Below are 24339 nucleotides of genomic sequence, written 5' to 3' on the forward strand. Positions count from 1 at the left end.
TGCGCACAGGGAGGCGCCGCTGCTCGCGCAGGGGGTGCGCCGCTACTCCCGCGCCTTCGGCCGCACCTGGGTCAGCGCCGCTCCCGCCAGCACGATGGCCGCGCCGACCGGCGTCGACCAGGCGAGCGGCTCGCCGAGGAGGGCGACACCGGCGGCGGTGGCGATGACGGGGATGAAGTACGTGACCATCTGGCCGGTGGTCGGGCCGACCTCGGCGACGAGGCCGTACTGGAGCAGCACGGCGACGCCCGTGCCGAGCGCGCCCAGGGCCGCGACGGCCAGCAGCGGCACGAGCGGGAACGCGGTCGGCGCGCTGGTGAACAGGGGCGTGACGATCGCCAGCTGCACCGTGGCCAGCAGCAACTGCGCGCCGGTCAGGGACAGGTGGGAGTCGGGCGCCCCGGCGAGCGTGCGACGGACGTAGATCCAGCCGATCGGGTAGCTCAGCGAGGCCAGCAGGGCCATCGCCGTACCGGTGGCGTCCAGTCCGGCGAAGCCCTGCCAGGCGCCGAGCACGGTGAGGACGCCGAGGAAGCCGATGCCGAGACCGGCGACGCGCAGCCGGGTCGGACGGTCCTCGGCGAGGGCGACCAGGGACAGGGCCATGCCCCACAGCGGCGAGGTGGCGTTGCAGATGCCGGCGAGCGTCGACGGGATGGTCAGTTCCGCGTAGGCGAAGAGGGAGAACGGCAGCGCGTTCAGGAGGAAGGCGGCGACCGTGAGGTGCGCCCAGGTGCGGGCACCGCGCGGGAGCCGCTGCCGCTTCATCGCCATCGCCGCCGCCAGCACCGCCGTACCGAACACCAGCCGCCCGAGCGTGACCTGGAACGGCGCGTACGCCCCGGTGCCCACCTTGATGAGCAGGAAGCTGAAGCCCCAGATCAGCGACAGCGCGGCGAAGCGGACACGCCAGTCGACGGCACGGCGGGGCCGGGGCGGGGCGGCGGAGGGGGCGCGGGTGGTGGAGGCGGCGGTGGTCATGATGCCCACGATGCGGGAGTCGATCTCGTAGCACAATCGAGAATTCGCACGGGATATCTCGTAGCACGGCTTAACCGTCGCCTTAACCGCCCGGTCGTAGCATCGCGTCCATGCTGAACCTCGACCGGCTGCGCACCCTCGACGCCCTCGCCCGGCACGGCTCGGTGAGCGGTGCCGCCGAGGGGCTGCATGTCACGACCTCGGCCGTCTCGCAGCAGCTGACCAAGCTGGAGCGGGAGGTCGGCCAGCGGCTGCTGGTGAAGCACGGCAGAGGCGTCCGCCTCACCGACGCGGGGCGGCTGCTCGCCGAGCACGCGGCGCGGATCCTGTCACAGGTGGAGCTCGCCCAGTCCGACCTGGAGGCGCAGCGCGGTCAGGTGGTCGGGGAGCTGCGGCTGTCGGCGTTCCCGACCGCCGCGCGCGGCCTCTTCCCCACGGCGCTCGCCGCGCTGCGCGCCGAGCATCCCGCGCTGCGCCTGCGCTCGTGCGAGCTGGAACCCGAGTACGGCATCCGGGGCGTGGTCCGCGGGGACCTCGATCTCGCGGTCGTCCTCGACTGGTACAACAAGCCGATGCCGCTGCCCGACGGCCTGGTCAAGGCGTCCATCCTGGAGGACCCCGCGGACGTCGCCCTGCCCGTCGGCCATCCGCTGGCCGGCCGGGAGGAGGTGGACCTCGCCGAGTTCGCCGAGGACGAGTGGATCACCTGGGGCGAGGGCGAGTTCTGCCACGAGTGGCTGATGTTCACCCTGCGGTCCAAGGGCATCGAGCCGACCCTCAGCCACCGCGCCGCCGAGACCCACACCCAGCTCGGGCTGGTCGCCGCCGGACTCGGGGTGTGCGTGGTGCCGCTGCTCGGCCGCCATCCGATGCCGCCCGGCGTCGTCACCGTCCCGCTGCGGCAGCGGGTGCGCCGCCATGTGTACGTCGTCTGGCGCGTGGACGCCGACCGGCGGCCGTCGATACGGGCGGCGGTGCGGGCGCTGCGCGCGGCGGGGAAGCGGGTCGCCGGACAGGCGGACGTTTCCCCTAGAGCAGCGCCAGCTTCCGGAAGTCCCACGACCTGATCGTGTCCGGGGCCAGCCGCAGCCAGGCGTGACGGCCGTCGTGCGGCAGGGTATCGAGGCCGAAGTACTTCCCGGCGAAGAGCCGCTCGACCCGCTCCAGCCCGGGGTGCGGCTCGCCGGTGCGCGGGGCCTCGCCGACGAACTCGACGGTCCCGGACAGCTCGGCGCCCCGCAGCTCGTCGTACTCCCGGCCGGCGTCGACCACCACGGCGAGGCGCGCGTCGCCGCGCAGGTCCGCCCAGCGCTTGCTGCGGGTGATCGAGTACAGCCAGAGCGAGCCGTCGTCCCAGACGAACCAGAGGGGGCTCACATGCGGGGTCCCGTCGGCGGAGACGGTGGCGACACGGCAGGTGCGTTCGGCGGCCAGGAACGCGTCCAGCTCGCCGGGCGTCATCATGATCTTCCGGCCCCGGCGCTGCGTGACGGACATGGAATTCCCCTCGGCCGACTGGTGTCTGACGATGCGTCAGAACAGAATGGGCCCTCTCCCGTCCCCGCGCAACGGTGGAGGTCGCCATGACGTCGTCGTACGAGGGTCCCGGCGCGCCCCTCGACCCCGCCACCACCGTAGTGCTCACCGTCGAATGCCAGCAGGGGGTTCTCGGCCCGGACAGCGCCCTGCCCGAACTCGCCCGGGCCGCCCGCGTCTCCGGGGCTCTCGACCGTGTCGCCCGGCTGGTCGCCGCCGCGCACCGCAGCGGCGTCCAGGTCGTCCACGCCGTCGCCGAGCGCCGCCCCGACGGCCGGGGACCGAGCCGCAACGCCCGCCTCTTCCGCGCCGCCGAACGGCTGCCGGTCCGGCAGCTCGCCGGGACCGCCGCGGTCCGGGTGGCGGCCCCGATCGAGGTCACCGAGGAAGACCTGGTCGTACGGCGGCTGCACGGCCTGTCGCCCCTCCACGGCACCGAGCTCCCCACCCTGCTGCGCAACCTCGGCTGCCGCACCCTCGTCGTCACCGGCGTCTCCGCCAACGTGGCCATACCCAACACCGTCTTCGACGCGGTGAACCTGGGCCACACCGTGGTCGTGCCGACCGACGCCATCGCGGGGGTGCCCGACGACTGCACCCCCACGATGATCCGGCACACCCTCGCCCTGGTCGCCACGCTCACGACCACCGACGAGGTGCTGGGCCACCTCGGACGCGCGCGCCGGGACTGGCCCCTCGCACTCACGCCAGCCTGATCTCCTCGCCCTGCACGGTGATCTCGGCGGGCGGCAGGGGCTTGGTCGCCGGGCCCTTCTTGACGCTGCCGTCGGTGGCCGAGAAATGACTGTCGTGGCAGGGGCAGATGATCAGCCCGTCCTTGACGTCCCGCACCGCGCAGCCCTGGTGGGTGCACTTCGACGAGAACGCCTTGAACTCGCCCGCCGCCGGCTGGGTGACCACCACACCCTCGTCGGCGAAGACCTTGCCACCGCCCTGGGGGATCTCCGTGGTCGCGGCGAGCACGGCGCCGGTCGCGCCGCTGTCACCGCCGTCTCCGGCGTCTACGGCGTCCGTGCCGTTCCCGCCGTTCCCGCCGTCCTCCGAGCCGCAGCCGGTCAGCGTGACGGCGAGGCTCGCCGCTCCGGCCGCGGCCAGGACGGTACGACGGGCCGGACCCGACCCGGGCTGAAGCGATTCCGTGGGCATCCTGAGGTTCCCTTCTGCGGACTTCGTGTGCGGTCGGCTGCATGTGATGTCCAGCAGTACGGCCCCGGAGCGGATCCGGTTCAGCCGCCACGCGGGTCTTCACCCCAAAGAGGCCCAGGGCTGGGCCGGGCCGCGTCAGGCCGCCCCCGACGCCCCAGTAGCCTGGGGCGATGCTCAAGGAAGTCATCGCGACCCGCTACATCACGCCGCTGCGTGAGGGCGGCTCGCTGCCGGGACTCGTCGAGGCCGACGACTTCGGGACGTACGTCGTCAAGTTCACCGGAGCCGGTCAGGGACGCAAGACCCTCGTCGCGGAAGTGGTCTGCGGGGAACTCGCCCGCCGCCTCGGCTTCCGCGTGCCCCGGCTGGTGACGCTGGACCTCGACCCCGACCTGGGGCTCGGCGAGCCCGACCAGCAGGTGCAGGAACTGCTGAAGTCCAGCGGCGGCACCAACCTCGGCATGGACTTCCTCTCCGGCGCGCTCGGCTTCGACCCGCTCGCCTTCCGGGTGAGCCCCGAGGAGGCCGGGCGGATCGTCTGGTTCGACGCGCTGGTGAACAACGTCGACCGCTCCTGGCGCAACCCCAACCTGCTGATGTGGCGGGGCGAGCCGTGGCTCATCGACCACGGCGCCACGATGATCTGGCACCACAACTGGCCGTCCGCCGAGGCCTCCGCCGCCCGCCCGTACGACGCCTCCGACCACGCCCTGCGGCCGTTCGCCCCGGACGTCCGCGCGGCCGCCGCCGAGCTCGCGCCGCGCGTCACCGAGGATCTGCTCGCCGAGGTCACCGCCGAGATCCCGGACGCCTGGCTGGCCGACGAGCCCGGCTTCGACTCGCCGGACGACCTCAGAAGGGCGTACGCGCGGCCGCTGCTGGCGCGCGCCGCCGTCATCCACGACCGCGTCAACGGCATCGAGGGGACCAAGTGACCGAGCGCCACATCATCAAGGGCAGCCGGCGCAGCGACCGGGACGTCTTCGAGTACGCCCTGCTGCGGGTCGTGCCCCGCGTCGAACGCGGGGAGTGCATCAACGCGGGCGTGCTCGTCTACTGCCGGGCCAAGGCCTACGTCGGCGCCCGCACCCACCTCGACGAGGCCCGGCTGCTGGCCCTGGACCCCCGGACCGACGTGGCCGGCGTCCGGGCCGCGCTGCGCGCCGTCGAGAGCGTCTGCGGCGGCGGCGAGGCGGCGGGACAGGCCGCGGGCGACGACCCCGGCCGCCGCTTCCGCTGGCTGATCGCCCCCCGCTCGACGATCGTCCAACCGGGCCCGGTCCACACGGGCCTGACGACCGACCCGACCGCGGAGACCGAGCGCTTGCTGGACCTGCTGGTGCGGTGAAGGTGCCACCGGCGGTCTGCTGTCGGGGTGGTGTGCCGGGGTTGCCGACAGCGATCGGCGGGTGCGGTGGCCGGGTCCTCGGCGGGGCAGTTTCTGCGGCGCGCTTCAAGGGCTGCGGGTGGGGGCTGTGGACGGCCGGTACGGGGCAGGTGGCCCCGGTGGGGCGGCTGTTGCTTCGGTGCGCCAGGGTTGCCGGTGGTGCGGTGGCTGGGACGCTGACGCTCTGCTTCTGCGGCCGGGTGCCAGGGTCGCCGACAGCGATCGGCGGGTGCGGTGGCCGGGTCCTCGGCGGGGCAGTTTCTGCGGCGCGCCATCAAGGGCTGCGGGTGGTGGCCGTGGGCGGTCGGTGTGGGGACGGGTGTTCCTGGCGGGGCGGTTTGCCCCGGTCCCTCGGGTTGCCGGTGGCGAGCGGCGGATGCTGGGCTCGGGCCCTCGGCCGGGCATTTTCTGCGGTGTGCTGCAAGGCGCCGGTGGCAGCTGGTGAACCGCCGGTGCGGGGACGGGTGTCCCCGGCGAAGCGGCTGTTGCGTCGGCCGCCAAGTTGCCGGTGGTGCGGTCGCCGAAGCTGGTGAGCGGCCGGTTCCGCAGCAGGGCAGCTGTGTGCCATTGCGTCAGTCCCGCGCGGGCTCCCCGCAGGTCAGCGTCTCCTCCGGCGTACCACGTAGCCGGTCGTGAGCGCGGCGGCCGCGACGAAGAGGGCGCCTGCGGTCAGGTCCCAGCCGCTCGGGCCGGAGGTGGTCGCGCCGCCGAGTCCGCCCGCGACGCCGCGGGTGGGGGCGGCGGTCGTGGGGGCGGCGAGGGTGGTCGCGGGGGCGGGCACCCCGGGGGTCGCGGGCGCCGTGGGTGTCGCGGGCTGTCTGGGGCGGGTGGTGGCGGAGATGTCACCGTCGCCGAGGTCACCGTCGCCGGTGTCGTCGCCGCCGCGGCGGGCCAGCACGTCACAGGCGACCCCGTCGTCCGGGCCCGTGTCCTCGTCGAGGCCGTGCGGATCGCTCGGGTCCGCGTCGAAGACGGCCTGCGCGTCCTCCTGGTGGGCGAAATGGGTGCAGTCCAGGTCCTGCGCGTGAGCGGGGCCGGCCGCCGGCACTATCGCGACGAGCGCGAAGAGCGTGCCCACGGCACCGGTGCGACGGCGCATGGAGCGCCTCCTTTCCGGCCACGAATGGCTCGCTCCTCGACGCTAGGCGCCGGGCGGCGCGGCGGCGCGTGGCGGTAGGCCGATCGGATGGCGCGGGGGTAATGGATCACACGCACCCGATCGGGCGTTGACACCGCGTGCCAGGGCTTCTAGCGTCACGTCTGCTGAAGGTACTAAGCGGTCGCTCACTCAATGGGCGTACCGCAGGAGCCGCATCCCAAGGGCGAGGAGAAGCAGCAATGTCCACCACTGAGCAGCGGGTCGCGGTCGTCACCGGTGCCGCGCGCGGTATCGGCGCCGCCACCGCCGTACGACTGGCGGCCGAGGGTCGTGCGGTCGCCGTGATCGACCTCGACGAGGCCGCCTGCAAGGACACCGTGGAGAAGATCACCGCGGCGGGCGGCAAGGCCCTCGCGGTCGGCTGCGACGTCTCCGACGAGGCGCAGGTCGAGGCGGCCGTCGCGCGGATCGCCGAGGAACTGGGCGCGCCCACGATCCTCGTCAACAACGCGGGCGTGCTCCGCGACAACCTGCTGTTCAAGATGAGCGTGTCCGAGTGGGACACCGTCATGAACGTGCACCTGCGCGGCGCCTTCCTGATGTCCAAGGCCTGTCAGAAGCACATGGTCGACGCCGGCTTCGGCCGGATCGTCAACCTCTCCTCGTCCTCCGCGCTCGGCAACCGCGGCCAGGTCAACTACTCGGCCGCCAAGGCGGGTCTGCAGGGCTTCACCAAGACCCTCGCCAAGGAGCTCGGCAAGTTCGGCATCACCGCCAACGCCGTCGCCCCCGGCTTCATCGCCACCGACATGACCGCCGCCACCGCCGAGCGGGTCGGCATGGGCTTCGAGGACTTCAAGACCGCCGCCGCCTCGATGATCCCCGTGCAGCGCGTCGGCGAGCCGGACGACATCGCGAACGCCATCGCCTTCTTCACCGGCGAGGCGGCCGGCTTCGTCTCCGGCCAGGTGCTGTACGTCGCCGGCGGACCGCTCGACTAGGGATCACGACACCATGACTGAACTCTCCGGCAAGGTCGCGCTCGTCACGGGCGCCAGCCGCGGCATCGGCTACGGCGTCGCCGAGGCGCTCGTCGCGCGCGGCGACCGGGTCTGCATCACCGGCCGCACCGAGGACGCCCTCAAGGAGGCCGTCGAAAGGCTCGGCTCCGACCGGGTGATCGGTGTCGCGGGCAAGGCCCACGACGAGGCCCACCAGGCGCTCGCCGTCGAACGCACCATGGAGGCCTTCGGCCGGGTCGACTACCTGGTCAACAACGCCGGGACCAACCCGGTGTTCGGGCCGATCGCGGACCTCGACCTCAACGTGGCCCGCAAGGTGTTCGAGACCAACGTGATCTCGGCGCTCGGCTTCGCCCAGCGGACCTGGCACGCCTGGCAGAAGGACAACGGCGGGGCGATCGTCAACATCGCCTCCGTCGCGGGCCTCGCGCCCTCGCCGTTCATCGGCGCGTACGGCGTCAGCAAGGCCGCGATGATCAACCTGACCATCCAGCTGGCGCACGAGTTCGCGCCCAAGGTGCGGGTCAACGCGATCGCCCCGGCGGTGGTCAAGACCAAGTTCGCGCAGGCGCTCTACGAGGGCCGTGAGGAGGAGGCGGCCGCGGCGTACCCGCTGAAGCGGCTCGGCGTGCCCTCCGACATCGGTGGCGCCGCCGCGTTCCTGACCTCCGAGCAGTCCGACTGGGTCACCGGTCAGACGCTCGTCGTGGACGGCGGCATCTTCCTCAACGCGGGCGTCGCCTGACGCGCCGGGGCCCGGCGGTCGCCGGGCCCGCCACACGGGCGTCGTTTCCCGTCGATACCTTTTCGTGCTCCGCGCGTGACGCGATCGGTGTTGACGGAAACGGCGCCCGTGCCCATGTTTGAGGCTCGCAAGGAGGCTGACAACGTCGTCATCGGAAAGGTGATCAACCACCTCCCGCAAGGACGGTCCACGCGGCGTGTTGCTGCGGTAGTGTCTGCCGACCTTTGGTATGGCAGATCGAGGAGCGTGCGCGTGTTCAACCGGAACCGATGCCTGCGGCAAGTGGCGGCGATCGCTTCCATATCCCTGGTGGCCGGCTGTGGCCTGTTCTCGGACGGCGACGAGGCCGAGAGCGGCCCGATCGTCGTCGGGACCACCAGTGCGCCCAGCACCCTGGACCCTGCCGCGTCCTGGGACGGCTCCTGGGAGCTGTTCCGGAACATCTACCAGACGCTGCTCAGCTACCCGAGCGGCTCGACCACGCCCCAGCCGGACGCGGCCGAGAGCTGCGAGTTCACCGACACCACCAACCGCACCTACCGGTGCGAGCTGCGCAAGGGGCTGAAGTTCTCCGACGGGAGCCCGCTCGACGCGCGCGCCGTCAAGCACTCGATCGACCGGATCCTGGCCATCAAGGCGCCCTCCGGGCCCGCGGGGCTGCTGGGCAGCCTGAGCCGGGTGCAGGCGCGCGGTGACCGCGAGGTCGTCTTCCACCTCAAGACGGCCGACGCCACCTTCCCGTTCGTGCTCGCCACGCCGGCGATGTCCATCGTCGATCCCGAGAGCTACCCCGCCGACGCCCTGCGCGAGGGCGGCGAGGTCACCGGGTCCGGGCCGTACGCCCTCAAGTCGTACAAGGAGAACGACCGGGCCGAACTGGTCCGCAACGACCACTACGAGGGCTTCGCGGAGCGCCGCAACGACGCGGTGACCATCCGGTACTTCCAGGACTCCAAGGCCATGGTGAAGGCCCTCGAGGACCAGCAGATCGACCTCACCTACCGCGGCCTCGCCGCCGACGACATCGTCGACCTGCAGACCAGGGACCCCGACCAGACCCTGCAGCTGGTCGAGGGCGCCGGCATCGACATCAGCTACCTGGTGTTCAACCCCGACGACCCGTGGGCCGGGAAGCCCGCCGTGCGCAAGGCCGTCGCCCAGATCGTGGACCGGCCGACCATCGCCCACAAGATCTACAAGGACACCGTGGACCCGCTGTACTCCATGGTCCCGAACGGCATCAACGGCCACACCACCGGCTTCTTCGACGACTACGGCGACCCCGACGCCGACAAGGCCAAGGCGATCCTCACCGAGGCGGGGATCACCGACCCGGTCCCGCTGACCTTCTGGTACACCACGGACCGCTACGGCTCGGAGACCGCCGTGCTCTTCCAGGAGCTGAAGCGGCAGCTGGAGGCGTCCGGCCTGTTCGAGATCACCCTGAAGAGCCGGCCCTGGAAGACGTACGTCGAGGGCTACCAGAAGGGCGAGTACCCGGTGTTCGGGCGCGGCTGGTTCCCCGACTTCCCTGACGCCGACAACTTCATCGCGCCGTTCGTCGGCAAGGAGAACGCCCTCGGCACGCCCTACCCGGCGCCGGAGATCACCGGTGACCTGCTGCCCCGCTCCCGCCGGGAGAGCGACCGGGCGCAGGTGGAGCGGGAGTTCGAGGAGGCCCAGCAGATCCTCGTCGACGACGTGCGGCTGCTGCCGCTGTGGCAGGGCAAGCAGTTCGTCGCGGCGAGCGAGGAGATCTCCGGCGGGGAGCGGGCCCTCGACCCGTCGACGATCATGATGATGTGGGAGCTGGACCGGAAGACCAGCTGGTGAGGCCGGTCCCACGCGGCCCGCGCGGTGCGTTGTCAGTGGTCGCCTGTAGGTTCTGAGTCCTGGAAGCGACCGCACACCGTAAGGAAGTTGACGTGACCGACATCGCCATGCTGCCCGAGTCCTGGCGCGGGGTCCTGGGCGACGAACTGCAGAAGCCCTATTTCAAGGAGCTGACGGAGTTCGTGGAGGAGGAGCGGGCGAAGGGTCCCGTCTACCCGCCGCGCGAGGAGGTCTTCGCCGCGCTCGACGCCACGCCGTACGACCAGGTGAAGGTGCTCGTCCTCGGCCAGGACCCGTACCACGGCGAGGGCCAGGGCCACGGTCTGTGCTTCTCGGTCCGCCCCGGGGTGAAGACCCCGCCGTCGCTGCGCAACATCTACAAGGAGATGCAGGAGGAGCTGGGCCTGCCGGTGCCGGACAACGGCTATCTGATGCCGTGGGCCCAGCAGGGCGTGCTGCTGCTCAACGCGGTGCTGACCGTCCGCGCGGGCGAGGCGAACTCGCACAAGGGCAAGGGCTGGGAGAAGTTCACCGACGCGGTGATCCGCGCGGTGGCCGACCGGCCCGACCCGGCGGTCTTCGTCCTGTGGGGCAACTACGCGCAGAAGAAGCTCCCCCTGATCGACGAGACCCGGCACGTCGTGGTCAAGGGCGCCCACCCGTCCCCGCTCTCCGCCAAGAAGTTCTTCGGCTCCCGCCCCTTCACCCAGATCAACGAGGCGATCGCCCGGCAGGGCCACACGGCGATCGACTGGCGCATCCCGAACCTGGGCTGACCCCGGCCCGGCCGGATCCGGCCGGCGCCGCCGGTCCGGCCGCGTCGGATCCCGTTCCTGTCGTACGGAGCTGCCTCGTCCGGTTTGTCCGCGGGGGCGGTTAGCGTCGGGAGGGACGGGATCGACGCTGAGCGGGCGGAGGGCGTGGTGGTGGAACGGCAGGAGCAGGCGGTTCCGGACGCGGTGATGGGGCGGATCGGGCAGGTCGTGATGCTGCATCACGCGGGCGACCGCGAGGAGGCCCGGCGGCGGCTGCTGCAGCTGTGGGCGGAGATCGGGGAGCACGGGGATCCGCTGCACCGCTGCACGCTGGCCCACTACCTGGCCGACACACAGGACGACCCGTCGGACGAACTGGCCTGGGACCTGCGGGCCCTCACCGCCGCGGAGGAGGTGAGCGACGACCGTCTCGCCGCCCGCGAGGGCACCCTGGCGGTGCGCGCCCTCTACCCCTCCCTGCACCTCAACCTGGCCGCCGACTACGTCAAGCTCGGCCGTCGCGAGGCGGCCCGGATCCATCTGCGCCGGGCCCGCGGCGCGGCCGGTGTCCTCGCCGACGACAGCTACGGCGACGGGGTGCGCGCGGCGATCGGCCGGCTGGAGTCGGCACTGGGGGACGGGGAGTTCGACGGGGGCTCCCGGGGCGGCGGTACGTGGGGGCCGCCGCAGCAGCGGCCCGGCGGCCCCGAGACGCCGCCGACAACCTGACCCCGAGCGCGTTCTCAGTGGCCGTACGTCCCGCGGCAGATGGTCGCCTCGGGGCTGTCGGCGCGCCAGCCGCCGTATGTCCTGCCGAGGGCGCAGACGTCCTGCGGGCCCTTGGGGACGTCCTTCGTGATGTCCTTGCGCACGGGTGCCGGGATGTCGGGGGCGTTCGTCCGGGGCGGGTGCGCGGGGCGGGACTGCGGACGCCGGGCAGGCGGCTGCTCGGGTGGGGGAGCGGTGCGCGGCTTCGGCGGCTGGGCGGCGGGCGCGGGGGTTCGCGGGTGCGGGCGGCGCGGCTCGGCTGCGGGGTGCTCCGGCCGGCGGGGCGGGCCGACGAGTTCCAGGGCCTCACGGGCCGGAGCCTGCACGATCTGTGGTTCGGCCCGCCGGTCGGGGCGCGGGGCCACGGGCCCGGACGGCGCCGCCGGCGGCCCGGGCGCGGGCGGGCGCTGGACCGTCACACAGCCGGAGAGAGCCGTGACGGCCACGGTGACCAGGAGCGTTGCGGTGGTCGTCGTTCGGTGCACCCGCGCAACAATGCTGCGTCGGGCCCGCCCGGGCACGGCGGACCGGCGGACGTTACGCCGTACGGGTGATCTCCGTCCCCGCAGGGAGGGCGCCCGGCTCGCGCGGGTGACGTTCAGCCGCGCGCGTCCGCGCCGCCCAGCATTCCGTTCAGCAGTTCCCGCAGCCCTGCCCGTACCTCCTCCAGGCTCGGCGGCCGGGTGCTGAAGGAGCCGGCGACGCAGCTGAGCATCAGGCCGTCCGCCCAGGCGACGAGGGACAGGACGTGGCGGTCCGGGGCCGGGGAGCCGAGGGCGGTGACGAGGTCGGAGAGCCGTTCGCGGAAACGGGCGCCCGTCGCGTCGAAGTACGTCCGCAGTTCGGGGCGCCGGGTCGCCTCCAAGGCCAGTTCGTAGCGGGCGAGGGTGAGTTCGCGGTGGTGGGTCAGGGCGCGGTGGGTCGCCAGGGCCAGCCCGTCCGCCAGTGCGTCGAGTCCGCCGCGCGGGTCCGGCATCTCGTCCAGCGCGAGCACCCGCGCCTCCCGGTCCGCGAGCCGCCGTACCGCCAGTTCGAGCAGCGCCTGCCGGGTGCGCGCCAGATTGGACGAGGAGCCCTGGGGGAGGCCTGCGGCCTCGTCGACCGCGCGGTGGGTCAGCCCGCGCATCCCGCGCTCGGCGAGCAGGGCGAGGGCGGTGTCGGCGACGAGATCGGCGCGGGAGGCGCCGCCGGCGGTGCGTACGGACATGGGGATCAACCTACCGGCCCGCTTCTTCCCGCTTCCTCGCCTCACTACACCTGTAGTACAGTCGGGACCGGTCGGGGACTACAGCTGTAGTCAACGGGTCGGGGCGAGGAGGAGCCATGACAGCGTCCAGGCGGGCCGTCGTGATCGGTGGCGGCATCGGAGGACTGACCGCGGCCGCCGCCCTGCACCAGCGCGGGTGGCGGGTCACCGTGCTGGAACGGGCCCGCTCGCTGGAGCCCGTCGGCGCGGCCATCTCGCTCGCCCCCAACGCCCTGCGCGCCCTGGACGTCATCGGCCTCGGCGACACCGTCCGCGACCTCGCCGCCTGGCAGGGCGACGGCGGCCTGCGCACCCCGAGCGGGCGCTGGCTGTCCCGCTCCAGCGCGGCCGCGGCCCAGGAGCGCTTCGGCGGACCCCTGGTCCTGCTGCACCGCGCCACCCTGATCGGCCACCTGGCCGCGCTGCTCCCCGACGGCACCGTCCGCACGGCCGCCGAGGCCACCCTCGCCGACCCCGGCGACGACGGCCGGCCGGCCGTCGTGCGCACCGCCGCCGGCGAGCTGGAGGCCGACCTGGTCGTGGGCGCCGACGGCATCCACTCCGAGGTGCGCCGCGCGCTGTTCCCCGACCACCCGGGGCCCGTCTACTCCGGCTTCACCACCTGGCGGGTGGTGATCCCGGTGCCCGGCGTGGAGTTCGCCTCGCACGAGACCTGGGGCCGGGGCCGCATCTGGGGCACGCATCCGCTCAAGGACGGCCGGGTCTACGCCTACGCCGCCGCCATGACCCCCGCCGGCGGGCGCGGCGGTGACGAGAAGGCGGAACTGCTGCGTCGCTTCGGCGACTGGCACGACCCGGTCCCCGCGGTGCTCGCCGCCGCCCGCCCCGAGGACGTCCTGCGCCACGACGTGTTCCACCTCGCCCAGCCGCTGCCCGCCTACCACCACGGCCGGGCCGCGCTGCTCGGCGACGCCGCGCACGCCATGCCGCCCACGCTCGGCCAGGGCGGCAACCAGGCCGTCGAGGACGCCGTCGTCCTCGCCCACCACTGCGGCGACCTCGCCGCCTACACCGCCGCCCGCCTGCCGCGCACCACCGCCGTTGCCCGCCAGGCCGTCAGGGTCGCCCGGCTCAACATGACCGGCAACCGGGCCCTGATGGCCGTACGGAACACGCTCATCGCCGGCCTGTCCAAAGCCGGACCCGCGCTCGTCCTGCGCGGCTTCGACGGCATCGCCGACTGGCGGCCCCCGCAGCCCCCGTATGCTTCCGTCGAGGCGGACACGGGGACGCGGTGAGGGGAGAACACGTGAAGGTCGGCTGCATCGGACTCGGCGACATCGCGCAGAAGGCCTATCTGCCGGTGCTCGGGGTGCTGCCCGGCGTCGAGCTGCACCTGCAGACCCGTACGCCCGCGACGCTCACCCGGGTCGCCGACACCCTGCACCTGCCCGCCGGGCAGCGCCACACCGACCTCGACGCCCTGCTCGCGCAGGGCCTCGACGCCGCCTTCGTGCACGCGCCCACCGCCGTCCACCCGGAGATCGTCACCCGGCTGCTGGAGGCGGGCGTACCGACGTACGTCGACAAGCCCCTCGCGTACGAACTCGCCGACTCCGAGCGGCTGGTGACGCTCGCCGAGGAACGCGGCACGAGCCTGGCCGTCGGCTTCAACCGGCGGCACGCGCCCGCCTACGCGCAGTGCCTGGAGCATCCGCGCGAGCTGATCCTGATGCAGAAGAACCGGATCGGGCTGCCCGAAGAGCCCAGGTCGATGATCCTCGACGACTTCGTCCACGTCGTGGACACCCTGCGCTTCCTGGTGCCGGGACCGGTCGACGACGTCACGGTGCGCGGCCGGCTCCGCGACGGGCTGCTGCACCACGTGGTGCTCCAGCTCGCCGGGGACGGCTTCACCGCGCTCGGCGTGATGAACCGGCTCAGCGGCTCGGGCGAGGAGATCCTGGAGATCTCCGGGCAGGACACCAAGCGGCAGGTGATCAACCTCGCCGAGGTGATCGACCACAAGGGCCAGCCGACCGTCCGGCGGCGCGGCGACTGGGTGCCGGTCGCCCGGCAGCGCGGCATCGAGCAGGCCGTCCTCGGCTTCCTCGACGCCGTCCGCGCGGGCAAGGTGCTCAGCGCCCGGGACGCGCTGGCGACTCACGAGCTGTGCGAGCGGGTGGTACACGCGGTGCTGGAGTACTCCGGCCCGGCCGCCTGACCACCCGCGCCCCCTCGGCGGCCGCGAACCCGGCGAGCACCAGCAGCGCCGCGTACACCGGCCAGTCGCCGAAGCGGACGTACGGCGTCGTCCCGGCGGCCAGCGGCACCTCGTACACCTCGGCGGCGCTCTCGTCCGTACCGAGCCAGGAGCCGATCCGCTGCCCCTCGGGGCCGTAGACCGCCGAGATCCCGGTCAGCGTCGCGTGCACCATCGGGCGGCCGGTCTCCGCGGCGCGCAGCGCGCCCAGCGACGCGTGCTGCGCCGGCGCCCAGCTCTGCTGGAACGTCGAGGTCGCCGACTGGGCGATCAGCAGATCGGCACCCGCCTCGGCGAGCCTGCGGCTCATGTCGGGGAACGCCGACTCGAAACAGACCATCGGCCCGGCCCGCAGCCCGCCCCCGACGTCCATCACCACCTGCTGGGTGCCACGCCGCCGGTCCTCGCCCGCCGCCTCGCCGACCGAGGTGGCCCAGCCGAGCAGCGACCGTGCCGGAACGTACTCGCCGAACGGGACCAGCCGCATCTTGTCGTACCGGTCGCCGGTCGGACCGTCGGGCCCGACCAGCACCGAACTCTTGTAGATGCCCGGCCGGTCCGAGCGCCGGGCGTCCACGTTGACCAGGACGGGCGTGTCCGTCACGCGGGCCAGCTCCGCGACCCGCCGCGCCACGTCGGGCCGGGCCGGCAGATCGAAACCGACGCTGCTCTCGCCCCACACGATCAGATCGACGTCCTGCCCGGCCAGTTGCCGGGTCAGCCGCTCCTCCCGGTCGAACCGCTGGCCGGGGCCCGCTATCACCCCCGGCTGGACCACCGCCACCCGTGCCTGTCCGTGCACCTCCGGGCGCGGCGACCACGACCAGGCCGCCGAGGTGGCGGCCGCCGTCGCCAGCAGCCCGGCCAGCGCGGGCACCCGCGCCGCTCGTACCGCGACCAGCACGGCGACGGCCACGTTCACCGCCACCACCAGGAAGCTCAGCAGCCACACTCCGCCGACCGATGCCAGCCGGAGCGCCGGCTCCACCTGCCACTGGCTCGCGCCCAGCATGCCCCAGGGCCCGCCGAGCCCCTGCCAGGAGCGCACCAGCTCCACCGCCAGCCAGGCCGACGGCAGCACCAGCAGCGCCGCCGCGACCCGGCCCGGTGCGGCGCCGCCGGCCAGGAACCGGCGCACCAGCCAGCCCCAGGGCGCCCAGAGCGCGCCGAGCAGGCCCGCGATGACGAACGTGAACACATGCAGGTTCGGCAGCAGCCAGTGGTGCACGGCCAGCACGAACCCGAACCCCCCGCACCAGCCGTCGTACACCGCCCGCCGTCCGGTCGGCGCCGTGCGGGCCAGCAGGATCCACGGCACCAGGGCGACGTAGGCGAAGAACCACAGGGACGGGCCGGGGAAGGCGAACATCGGCAGGGCGCCCGCGGCGACGCCGAGCAGCGACCGCCGCCACGGGGAGTCGAGCCACTGCCCGAGCGTCTTCGTCACGGCGCCTCCTCCTGCCCCTCGATCACCCGTGCGTCCAGTGTGCGCGCTGCGGACGATCTCGGTACAGGGGGCCTCGGCTCAGCCGGTCACCGCCGCCCCGGTCCCGGCGGGCGCACGGCGCCACTTCTCGTGCACGACGACCTCGCGCAGCCGCCAGCCCTCGTCCGTCCGCAGCAGCCCGAACGCGTACCGGCCGCCGCACACCAGGTCGGGCGGGGCCGAGGCACCGTCGGAGCCGGCGAAGCCCATCGGATTGACGTAGTCGGCCTGGACCCGTGCCGTGTCCCCGGTGTCCCGCTCCAGAACCCCGAACCGCACCCGGCGGTTGACGATCAGATGCTGCCGCATCGGGAACACGCCCAGATTCTCGGCGAGCCATACGGCGACCGTCCGCGCCTCGCCCTCGATCCCGCCGGCCGAGCGGTAGTCCGCCCGCCCGTCCGGGGTGAACAGTTCTCGGTACGCCTCCCAGTCGCCGTCGTCGACGGCCACGGCGTAGTCGGTGATCAGACCGTCCACGGCCAGCCGGTCCAACACGGTCGCGAGCTCCACGCGCTGCGTCATCGGCTCAGTGTTGGGCACCGGACCGGTCCCGCCAAGGGGGCGTGCGGGCCGGGATGCGCGGTGGCTCCGAGTGGGTGGCACGGGCGGAGGGCGATCGCCGTGAACGCTCGCCCCGATCAGCCGGAACCGCGATTCCGCGTCCGTGCCCGCCACCCGGAGACCACGCTCACCGTCCGCCGGTGCCGCCGCCGCACTCCGGCTCGGAAAGCCCGTCCTGCCGAGCCGTTCGCTTCGGTGGGGACTGCCGGGTGCCGTCCTCGGCGACCGGCTGGAAGTAGTGGTCCAGCGCCCAGGCGGCCACGCGGGTACCGGCCCGGCAGCCGGCCACGTCCGCTGTACGGGAGTGGACGCCGCCCCACACACGGGCGTCGACGACGTCCCGGTTGAGGTCGTCGGCGGACCCGTAGAACCGCGTGGTGCCGGTGACCTCGGAGGGGACGCGGAGGTCGATGCGCGAGGTGCCGAGGACGCCGGTCAGGGCGCGCACCACGGCAGCGGTGACGGTCGTGTGGCCGGCGATGTGGTCCGGGTGCGGCGGGGTGGGGAGCAGTGGCTCCCAGGCCGGGTCCGCCGTCGTCGCGGGGTTGCCGTCGGTGTCGGCGAGGCGGATGGCGGTGATCGGCCGCCAGGACGCGTAGTGGAGCTTGGCGTCCCACGCGGTGACGACGGCGTCGGTCGCCGACGCGTTCACCGCGGCGAACAGCCGGGCCGTCTCGGCGATGCCGAGCCGGTGCCGGGCGGCGTGGTCCCGTACGGCCGTCTGGACCTGTTCGACCAGGTTGCCGCTGAAGAAGAGGGCGGTCTCGGTCTGCTGCGCGCTCCTGCCCGAACCGGACTTCGCGCCCATGACCTTCAGCTCCTGGATGTCCTCCGCGTACTCGGCCGAGGAGAGGGCGGGGGGTCCGCCGGGGCGGAACTGCTGCGGGGAGGTGAGCAGGAGGGGGCGGAGCCTGGCGAGCCAGGTGTCGATGAAGGGCTGGAACGCGGGCGGGGTGGGCCGCCAGACCCCCGGCGCCGGGGAGGCGGTGAAGGGAACGTCCGCGAACCTGCCGTCGCCCTCCCGGAGTTCGATGAGGCGGGCGGCGGCGCGCCGTCCGTAGTGAACACCCCGGTCTCTGGCCTGACCGTCCGGAAGGGCGGCGAGCGAGTCCGCGTAGGCGGTGTCGAGCCGCTCCTTGAAGGCGGGGAAGTAGGCGAGCAGCACGTCGTGGGCGGCGGTGGCGGCGGCCGCCGCGGAGGACGCCCTGGCCGGACCGCGCTCGCGCCATTTGTACAGGGCGTAACCGCCTTCGATCCCCACCACGGCGTTGTACACGGCGACGGAGACGAATCCCTGCCAGATCGCCACCTGCCCGGAGGGGCGGGGGCCGAGACTGGTCTTGATCGTGTCGATGGTGAGGGCGTTCCACTCGCGGACCACGGCCGCCGGGTCCGCGGTGGTCCGGGTGTCCGGTTCGGGGGGCCTCGTCGCGGCGGTGACCGTCACGAGGGCGGTGGCCGCGAGGGCGCAGATGTATCCCCGGACACGTGAACGCCGAGGAACGGGAAGAGGGGGCTCTCGATGCACAGTGTGCTCCCTGGAGTCGAGTGCCCAAGGCTTAGCAACGGCCCACTGCGTGATCAAGACAACCCGCCGCAAAACGGGCGGTTTCAGGCGTCCTCCGCCGCTCAGTCCGTGCCGCGCAGCTTCTCGAACGCGGTGGGAGTGGGCTGGGCGGGCAGGAAGTCCCTGATCCGGCGGGCGCACTCGGCGGGGCTGTCGGTGGCGGTGTCGCACTCGATGTCGTACACGCCGTGCGCGTGCACCTGGCGCAGCTGCCGCGCGGCGAGCCCCGGTGGCCGGTCGCCGCGCTCGCGCTCCCGGCGTTCCAGCTCCTCCAGGGGGCAGTGGACGCCGACGAAGACCACGTCCTGCGGGACGAACAGCGACAGGCAGTCCGCCAGCCGCCACTCGGCGCTCAGCACATGGTCCATCACCACGTCGTTCCCCGCGGCGGCCATGCCGGCGACCGCGCGGTGATAGCCCTGCCAGGTGCGGTGCAGCACGGTGTCCAGCCGCTCCGGCGGAACGGGGACGGGGGAGCGCATGGCGTGGAAGGCGTCCACCGGCATGTGGAAGCACGGCTCGTCCAGCAGGCGCAGCAGCTCCGCCGCGATGCTGGACTTGCCGGAGCTCGACGTGCCGTTGAGCAGGATGACGCGGCCGCGGCGCGGCGGTACGCCGGTCAGATGCCGCATACCGCCGCTCTCACGCCGCCTCGATGATCTCGCACCGCACGGCGGCCGCCCACTCGACCACCAGCAGCTCGTACTCGGCGCGCTCCTCGGCGGACAGGGTGCCGCCCGCGCGCAGCCACAGGGCCCGGATCTCTTCGTTCACCTCGGCCGCGGACCGCACGGAACCAGGGGCAACGGAATCAGGGGACATGCGGGCAAGCCTAGGCGCTGTCACTGACACTGCGCTACCGCGCGGCTACTCGTTCCGTATGGAGTCGGTCACGCTCGGCGTATGGACCAACTCCCGGCGTCAGTACGCCGATTCGGCCACGTCCCGGGTAAGCCCCGGATCGGGCCCCGGGCAGCGGAAGGCCCCCGCAGATGTCGTCTGCGGGGGCCTTCGTAGGTCCGACCGGCTTGAACCGGACCCGGAAGCGGTGGCTCAGTGTGCCGATTCGGCCGCGTGCGGGCTCAGTACGCCGAAGGTGACCAGGGCGATGAGGATGATGCCGAGGGCCACGCGGTACCAGACGAACGGCATGAAGCTCTTGGTGGAGATGAACTTCATGAACCACGCGATGACGGCGTAGCCGGTCACGAAGGCGATGATCGTCGCGAAGATCGTCGGCCCCCAGGACACATGGCCGCCCTCCATCGCGTCCTTCAGCTCGAACGCGCCGGAGGCGAGCACGGCCGGGATGGCGAGGAGGAACGAGTAGCGGGCCGCGGCCTCGCGCTGGTAGCCCATGAACAGGCCGCCGCTGATCGTCGCGCCCGAGCGGGAGACGCCCGGGATGAGCGCGGCGGCCTGGCACAGGCCGAAGATCAGGCCGTCCTTCACGCTCAGGTCCTGCAGGCCCTTGCGCTCCTTGACCGCGCGGTGCCGTCCGCCGGTCTCGTCGCGCGCGGCCAGCCGGTCGGCGATGCCGATGACCACGCCGACGACGATCAGCATGGTCGCCGTGACCCGCAGATCGCGGAACGGCCCCTCGATCTGGTCCTTGAGCGTCACGCCCAGCACGCCGATCGGGATCGAGCCGACGATCACCAGCCAGCCCATCTGCGCGTCGTGGTCCTTGCGCCACGTCTTGTCGTACAGCGAGCGGAACCAGGCGGACAGGATCCGGCCGATGTCCTGGCGGAAGTAGATCAGCACGGCGGTCTCGGTGCCGATCTGGGTGATCGCCGTGAAGGCGGCGCCGGGGTCGTCCCAGCCGGAGAACGCGGCCGTCAGTCGCAGGTGCGCGCTCGAGGACACGGGAAGGAACTCGGTCAGCCCCTGGACGAGTCCGAGGATGAGTGATTCGAACCAAGACATGGAAGTTACGGAGTCCAAGTGCCGATCGTGGAAAGGACGACGGACACACCGTCCCGCCGCGCGGTGATCAGGTGTGCAGGGGGCAGCGTAGCGCCCCGGGATGACGGACCCGACACAGGGGTTTCGCAGGGGATCCGCGGCGATCGCCCCGGGGTGTTGACCGGCCGGTGTGCGGGCACCTACGTTGCCAGGCGAGGGAAAGCGCTTGCTATCGCCGGTGCTGTCCTGGCTCGTCACCCCGGAGGAGTGCTGATCAGTCCTATGTCCACGTCCGCTTCCCTCGCCGGCCGCCCCGTCCGCGCCGCCGTCATCGGCACCGGCGCCATCGCCCGGGGCTCGCACCTGCCCGCGCTCGCCCGGCTCGCCGAGGAGGGCGAGGCCGAGGTGGTCGCGGCGGTCGACATCGACGCCGGCGCCGCCGAGGCGTTCTGCGCGGAGGGCGGGATCCCGCACGCCTACACCGACCTGGAGCGGATGCTGCGGGAGCAGCGCCCCGACCTGGTCTGCATCTGCACGCCGCCCACCCTGCACCGCGAGCAGACCGTCGCCGCGCTGCGCGCCGGGGCCTGGGTGTGGTGCGAGAAGCCGCCCGTGCCCTCGCTCGCCGACTTCGCCGCCGTCGAGGCGGAGGAGGGCACGGACGGCGGCCCGTACGCGGCGATCGTCTTCCAGCACCGCTTCGGCTCCGGTGCCACGCACGTCCGCCGGCTGCTCGCCGAGGGCGCCCTCGGCCGGCCGCTGGTCGCCCACTGCCAGACCACCTGGTACCGCGACACCGCCTACTACGCCGTCCCCTGGCGCGGGCGCTGGCGGACCGAGGGCGGCGGCCCCGCCATGGGCCACGGCATCCACCAGATGGACCTGCTGCTCGACGTGCTCGGCCCGTGGAGCGAGGTGCGCGCCATGGCCGGGCGGCTGGTGCACGACGTGGAGACCGAGGACGTCTCCACGGCCCTCGTGCGGTTCGAGAGCGGCGCGCTGGCGACCGTCGTCAACAGCGTGCTCAGCCCCGACGAGGTCAGCCGGATCCGCGTCGACTGCGAGCGCGCCACCATCGAGCTGACCCACCTCTACGGGTACAGCAACGCCTCCTGGCGGATCACCCCGGCGCCGGACGTGCCGGAGGCCGAGGCCGCCGCCTGGCAGGACTTCGGGGCGGACGTGCCCAGCTCCCACCTGGCCCAGCTGCGCGAACTGGTCGCCGCCATGCGCGCCGGGGAGCGGCCGCGCAGCAGCGGGCCGGACGGGCGCAAGAGCCTGGAGCTGGTCACCGCGCTGTACAAGTCGGCGTTCACGGACACCACCGTGCGCCGGGGCGAGATCGGCCCCGGCGACCCCTATTACACCGAGCTTCACGGAGGGGCGCCCGGCTGGGCACCCGCCGCCGGGTCCGCGGCGTCCGCCGAGAGCCAGGAGGTGCCCGCGTGACCGGCGGCCCGCGCGTCACGCACGTCCACGGCGAACGTGTCACCGTCACCGATCCGCGGACCGGTGTGGAACTGCTCGCCTACGTCTACCGGCCCGAGGCGGCCTGGGAGGCGCCCAAGCCGTACCTCCACCCGCTGCGCACCCTGTCCGGCGCCGTCGTCACCGACTACCGGCCCAACGACCACCGCTGGCACAAGGGCATGCAGATGACGGCGTCCCACCTGTCCGGGGCGAACCTGTGGGGCGGCAACTCCTACGTCCACGGCGAGGGCTATCTGGCGCTTCCCGAACGGGTCGGGTCGATGGCGCACGTGGCGTTCGACGAGGTCACCGCCGACGGGGAGCGGGTGGTCATCGCCGAGCGGCTGACCTGGCATCCGCACGGCGGGGAGCTGTGGGCGGACGAGCGGCGGCGGATCGAGGTGCACGACGTCGATCCGGCGGGCGGCTCGTGGGCGCTGACCTGGACGAGCGCCATCACCAACCGGCGCGCCGAGCCGCTGCGGTTCGGCAGCCCGACCACCGCCGGGCGCGAGATGGCCGGCTACACCGGTCTGTTCTGGCGCGGCCCGCGTGCCTTCCGGGACGGACGGATCACCGGCCCGGACGGCGACGGCCCGGGCCTGATGGGCGCGCAGGCGCCCTGGCTCGCCTACTCCGGCGAGCACGACGGCATGGACGGTCACGCCACCCTGGTGTTCGCGCACGCGCCGGAGAACGACCACGCCGGGGTGCACGGCGCGCACCCCGCCCACTGGTTCGTGCGCAACGAACCCTTCGCGGCGGTCGCGCCCTCCTGGGCGTTCTTCGACGAACTGGAGCTGGCGCCCGGCGACACCCTCACCCGCCGCTACCGGGTCGTCGTCGCCGACGGGGCGTGGGAGCGGGAGGAGATCGCCGGGTACCTGGGGGCGCACCCGTGGTGAGCGCGTTCCACGGCGGGCTGCCCGGCGGGGTCGGCGTCTCCGGGCTGTCCGTGTACGACTGGCCCGCGGCGGACGGCGTGTGCGGGGGCACTCCCCACACGCACCTGGTCTGCTCCGAGGCCTACGTCGTCGCCGGCGGGCGGGGCGCGGTGCAGACGCTGACCGCGTCCGGGTACGAGGTCACGCCGCTCGCGCCCGGCACGGTCGCCTGGTTCACGCCCGGCACCGTCCACCGGCTCGTCAACGAGGGCGGTCTGCGCATCACCGTCCTCATGCAGAACAGCGGGCTGCCCGAGGCGGGTGACGCGGTGCTCACACTGCCGCCGCGCCACCTCGCGGACCCGGAGACATACGCCGCCGCGACCACGATCCCGGCGGACGCGCCGGAGGCCGAGCAGGAACGGATCGCCCGCGCCCGGCGCGACCTCGCCCTGGAGGGCTACCGGGAGCTGCGCGCGGGCGGCCCCGAGGCGCCGGCCGCCTTCCACCGGGCCGCCGCCGCGGCGGCGACCGGGCACCGGCTCGACCGGCTCGCCGAGGGCGACGCGTCCCACCTCGCCGAGGCCGCCGTACGCGCGGAACAGCCCTTGGCGCGGGGGCGGTTCGGGATGTGCGGGCGGCTGGACGTCTACCGGTCGTGATCCGCCCGGCGGTCAGGCCTTGCGTTGTCCTCGGTCAGTAATGCCAGCAGTACAGACGCAACGCGCCGCCGCTGTCCGAGGCGGTCCGTGCGAGCCGGGCGACGCCTTCCAGGACGGTCGGAGGGTCGTCGTCCGTCATGTCGTCCCCGTCCGTGATCCGGAGCCGTTCGGCCCAGCGAGCGGCGCAGGCGCGCAGCTCGTCGGGACCCGCGGCGGCGAGCGTGCGCGTCAGCTTCTCGGGGACGGCGAACACGCCGGTGCCGTCGTTGACGATCGGGGCGACATAGCGGGGCCACTCCCGCGCGTGGAGCCGATCGAGCGCCGGCAGGTCCTCGGACGGGGCGTCGAAGCAGGCCTCCCACTCGACGACGGCGTCGTCGGGACAGAAGTCGCGGCAGTCCAGTGAAGTGAACGCGCGGCCCGGCCCGGTCCGGCGGGTCGCGGCGGCCGTGTCGTCGTCCGGGGCGAGGAAGAACGTGATCTCGATGGCCACCCGCGCATTGTGTCAGGGGCACGCTGAGGTCGGGGCGCGGCGGCTGGCTCCGGTCCGCCTTCACGCCGCCGTCGGGCCCGCCACCGTCCAGCCGGGGGACTGCGGATGGGCCGTCAGGTCCTGGTGATGGACCGCCTCGCCGCAGGCCTGGCAGGTGACGACCGGTACCAGTTCGTTGCCGCAGCTGTGCTCGTTGACCATCGGGCGGTCGCCCTCGGGGCGCAGATGGCGGTTGCCCCACTCCATCAGGGTCAGCAGCACCGGCACCAGTTCCAGGCCCGCCTGGGTGGGCCGGTACTCGAAGCGCTGCGGGCGTTCGCTGTAGGCCCGCTTGGTGAGGATGCCGGCGTCGACGAGCCGGCGCAGCCGCGTGGCGAGGATGTCGCGCGGCGCGCCGATGTTGCGCACCAGCTGGTCGAAGCGGCCGTTGCCGAGACACACCTCCCGCACCACGAGCAGCGAGTACTTCTCGCCGACGAGCGCCAGGGCGTCGGCGATCGAGCAGGGGCGCGGGTCTTTGGGTGCGGCCATGACGCCCAGTC

Annotated in this window: 28 protein-coding genes; 14 read left to right on the forward strand and 14 right to left on the reverse strand. The window is 73.2% G+C overall.

All coding sequences use genetic code 11. The features are described 5' to 3' along the window. Positions 1-42: 42 nt before the first annotated feature. Entirely contained in the window at positions 43-981 is a 939-nt protein-coding gene (locus tag AMK31_RS27725) for a DMT family transporter (protein ID WP_198948586.1), read from the reverse strand. 110 nt (positions 982-1091) lie between these two features. Here AMK31_RS27725 and AMK31_RS27730 point away from each other — a divergent pair, with 110 nt between their 5' ends. Next, a complete protein-coding gene (locus AMK31_RS27730) occupies positions 1092-2048 on the forward strand; it encodes a LysR family transcriptional regulator (RefSeq protein ID WP_073943407.1) in 957 nt (318 codons plus the stop codon). Here AMK31_RS27730 and AMK31_RS27735 read toward each other — a convergent pair. Then, the gene (locus AMK31_RS27735; RefSeq protein WP_073943408.1) at positions 2011-2478 is read right to left on the reverse strand and encodes a pyridoxamine 5'-phosphate oxidase family protein; all 468 of its coding nucleotides are present in this window, start codon (positions 2476-2478) and stop codon (positions 2011-2013) included. The genes AMK31_RS27730 and AMK31_RS27735 overlap by 38 nt on opposite strands. A gap of 86 nt (positions 2479-2564) precedes the next feature. Here AMK31_RS27735 and AMK31_RS27740 point away from each other — a divergent pair, with 86 nt between their 5' ends. Next, entirely contained in the window at positions 2565-3233 is a 669-nt protein-coding gene (locus AMK31_RS27740; protein ID WP_073943409.1) for a cysteine hydrolase, read from the forward strand. Here AMK31_RS27740 and AMK31_RS27745 read toward each other — a convergent pair. Beyond that, a complete protein-coding gene (locus AMK31_RS27745) occupies positions 3220-3684 on the reverse strand; it encodes a Rieske (2Fe-2S) protein (RefSeq protein WP_073943410.1) in 465 nt (154 codons plus the stop codon). The two genes, AMK31_RS27740 and AMK31_RS27745, sit on opposite strands and share 14 nt — an antisense overlap. Positions 3685-3854: 170 nt before the next feature. Here AMK31_RS27745 and AMK31_RS27750 point away from each other — a divergent pair, with 170 nt between their 5' ends. Further along, positions 3855-4619, forward strand: coding sequence for a HipA family kinase (locus tag AMK31_RS27750; RefSeq protein ID WP_073943411.1), 765 nt, complete (start codon positions 3855-3857; stop codon positions 4617-4619). Continuing rightward, complete coding sequence (locus AMK31_RS27755; protein WP_073943412.1) at positions 4616-5032, forward strand: DUF3037 domain-containing protein; 417 nt, start codon at positions 4616-4618, stop codon at positions 5030-5032. The genes AMK31_RS27750 and AMK31_RS27755 overlap by 4 nt, the downstream gene beginning before the upstream one ends. A 637-nt stretch (positions 5033-5669) precedes the next feature. Here AMK31_RS27755 and AMK31_RS40750 read toward each other — a convergent pair. Beyond that, positions 5670-6170: an excalibur calcium-binding protein gene (locus tag AMK31_RS40750; protein WP_073943413.1), complete on the reverse strand. Its 501-nt coding sequence runs from the start codon at positions 6168-6170 to the stop codon at positions 5670-5672. Positions 6171-6409: 239 nt separating this feature from the next. Between AMK31_RS40750 and fabG the strand changes: the two genes are divergently transcribed. The 5 genes from fabG (at position 6410) to AMK31_RS27785 (ending at position 11254) form a co-directional block, all read left to right on the forward strand. Continuing rightward, positions 6410-7171: a 3-oxoacyl-ACP reductase FabG gene (gene fabG, locus AMK31_RS27765; RefSeq protein ID WP_073943414.1), complete on the forward strand. Its 762-nt coding sequence runs from the start codon at positions 6410-6412 to the stop codon at positions 7169-7171. Positions 7172-7184: 13 nt separating this feature from the next. Then, the gene (locus AMK31_RS27770; protein ID WP_073943415.1) at positions 7185-7937 is read left to right on the forward strand and encodes an SDR family oxidoreductase; all 753 of its coding nucleotides are present in this window, start codon (positions 7185-7187) and stop codon (positions 7935-7937) included. A gap of 246 nt (positions 7938-8183) precedes the next feature. After that, positions 8184-9770, forward strand: coding sequence for an ABC transporter substrate-binding protein (locus AMK31_RS27775; RefSeq protein ID WP_107468741.1), 1587 nt, complete (start codon positions 8184-8186; stop codon positions 9768-9770). Between the two features lie 92 nt (positions 9771-9862). Next, the gene (locus AMK31_RS27780; RefSeq protein WP_073943417.1) at positions 9863-10546 is read left to right on the forward strand and encodes a uracil-DNA glycosylase; all 684 of its coding nucleotides are present in this window, start codon (positions 9863-9865) and stop codon (positions 10544-10546) included. Positions 10547-10693: 147 nt separating this feature from the next. Beyond that, complete coding sequence (locus tag AMK31_RS27785) at positions 10694-11254, forward strand: hypothetical protein (protein ID WP_073943418.1); 561 nt, start codon at positions 10694-10696, stop codon at positions 11252-11254. A gap of 14 nt (positions 11255-11268) precedes the next feature. On the opposite strand, the gene AMK31_RS27790 is transcribed toward AMK31_RS27785, so the two are convergent. Together AMK31_RS27790 and AMK31_RS27795 are read right to left on the reverse strand one after the other, a co-directional pair. After that, positions 11269-11778, reverse strand: a complete 510-nt coding sequence (locus tag AMK31_RS27790) for a hypothetical protein (RefSeq protein ID WP_073943419.1) — start codon at positions 11776-11778, stop codon at positions 11269-11271. Between the two features lie 113 nt (positions 11779-11891). After that, complete coding sequence (locus tag AMK31_RS27795; RefSeq protein WP_073943420.1) at positions 11892-12500, reverse strand: TetR/AcrR family transcriptional regulator; 609 nt, start codon at positions 12498-12500, stop codon at positions 11892-11894. 116 nt (positions 12501-12616) lie between these two features. On the opposite strand from AMK31_RS27795, the gene AMK31_RS27800 reads away from it, so the two are divergent. Together AMK31_RS27800 and AMK31_RS27805 are read left to right on the forward strand one after the other, a co-directional pair. After that, positions 12617-13798, forward strand: coding sequence for an FAD-dependent oxidoreductase (locus AMK31_RS27800; protein WP_073943421.1), 1182 nt, complete (start codon positions 12617-12619; stop codon positions 13796-13798). Between the two features lie 11 nt (positions 13799-13809). Continuing rightward, positions 13810-14724 (forward strand): Gfo/Idh/MocA family protein, encoded by a 915-nt coding sequence (locus AMK31_RS27805; protein WP_073943422.1) that lies wholly within the window; start codon positions 13810-13812, stop codon positions 14722-14724. On the opposite strand, the gene lnt is transcribed toward AMK31_RS27805, so the two are convergent. From lnt to AMK31_RS27835, 6 genes are all read right to left on the reverse strand, one after another. Beyond that, positions 14639-16210, reverse strand: a complete 1572-nt coding sequence (gene lnt, locus AMK31_RS27810; protein ID WP_073943423.1) for an apolipoprotein N-acyltransferase — start codon at positions 16208-16210, stop codon at positions 14639-14641. The genes AMK31_RS27805 and lnt overlap by 86 nt on opposite strands. Positions 16211-16288: 78 nt before the next feature. After that, on the reverse strand, positions 16289-16774 hold the full coding sequence (locus AMK31_RS27815) for a nuclear transport factor 2 family protein (RefSeq protein ID WP_073943424.1): 486 nt from the start codon (positions 16772-16774) through the stop codon (positions 16289-16291). Between the two features lie 166 nt (positions 16775-16940). Then, positions 16941-18260, reverse strand: a complete 1320-nt coding sequence (locus AMK31_RS27820; protein ID WP_198948587.1) for a vanadium-dependent haloperoxidase — start codon at positions 18258-18260, stop codon at positions 16941-16943. A gap of 182 nt (positions 18261-18442) precedes the next feature. After that, a complete protein-coding gene (locus AMK31_RS27825; RefSeq protein ID WP_073943425.1) occupies positions 18443-19012 on the reverse strand; it encodes a chloramphenicol phosphotransferase CPT family protein in 570 nt (189 codons plus the stop codon). A gap of 10 nt (positions 19013-19022) precedes the next feature. Continuing rightward, positions 19023-19202, reverse strand: a complete 180-nt coding sequence (locus tag AMK31_RS27830) for a hypothetical protein (protein WP_073943426.1) — start codon at positions 19200-19202, stop codon at positions 19023-19025. Positions 19203-19433: 231 nt separating this feature from the next. Then, positions 19434-20309, reverse strand: a complete 876-nt coding sequence (locus AMK31_RS27835) for an undecaprenyl-diphosphate phosphatase (protein WP_073943427.1) — start codon at positions 20307-20309, stop codon at positions 19434-19436. A 261-nt stretch (positions 20310-20570) separates the two neighbouring features. Between AMK31_RS27835 and AMK31_RS27840 the strand changes: the two genes are divergently transcribed. Genes AMK31_RS27840 through AMK31_RS27850 form a run of 3 tightly spaced genes read left to right on the forward strand, consistent with a single transcriptional unit; the run spans position 20571 to position 23304 of the window. Then, positions 20571-21737 carry a Gfo/Idh/MocA family protein gene (locus AMK31_RS27840; RefSeq protein WP_079186955.1) on the forward strand — a complete coding sequence of 389 codons (1167 nt, stop codon included), beginning with the start codon at positions 20571-20573 and terminating at the stop codon, positions 21735-21737. Beyond that, positions 21734-22663, forward strand: a complete 930-nt coding sequence (locus AMK31_RS27845; protein ID WP_073943428.1) for a PmoA family protein — start codon at positions 21734-21736, stop codon at positions 22661-22663. The genes AMK31_RS27840 and AMK31_RS27845 overlap by 4 nt, the downstream gene beginning before the upstream one ends. After that, complete coding sequence (locus AMK31_RS27850; RefSeq protein ID WP_385312133.1) at positions 22660-23304, forward strand: cupin domain-containing protein; 645 nt, start codon at positions 22660-22662, stop codon at positions 23302-23304. The genes AMK31_RS27845 and AMK31_RS27850 overlap by 4 nt, the downstream gene beginning before the upstream one ends. Positions 23305-23338: 34 nt before the next feature. Here AMK31_RS27850 and AMK31_RS27855 read toward each other — a convergent pair whose 3' ends face one another. After that, entirely contained in the window at positions 23339-23797 is a 459-nt protein-coding gene (locus AMK31_RS27855; protein WP_073943430.1) for a hypothetical protein, read from the reverse strand. Between the two features lie 60 nt (positions 23798-23857). Further along, positions 23858-24328: a winged helix-turn-helix transcriptional regulator gene (locus tag AMK31_RS27860; RefSeq protein ID WP_073943431.1), complete on the reverse strand. Its 471-nt coding sequence runs from the start codon at positions 24326-24328 to the stop codon at positions 23858-23860. Positions 24329-24339: the final 11 nt, after the last annotated feature.

It is taken from the genome of Streptomyces sp. TSRI0107 (assembly GCF_001905845.1).
Taxonomy (GTDB): Bacteria; Actinomycetota; Actinomycetes; order Streptomycetales; family Streptomycetaceae; genus Streptomyces.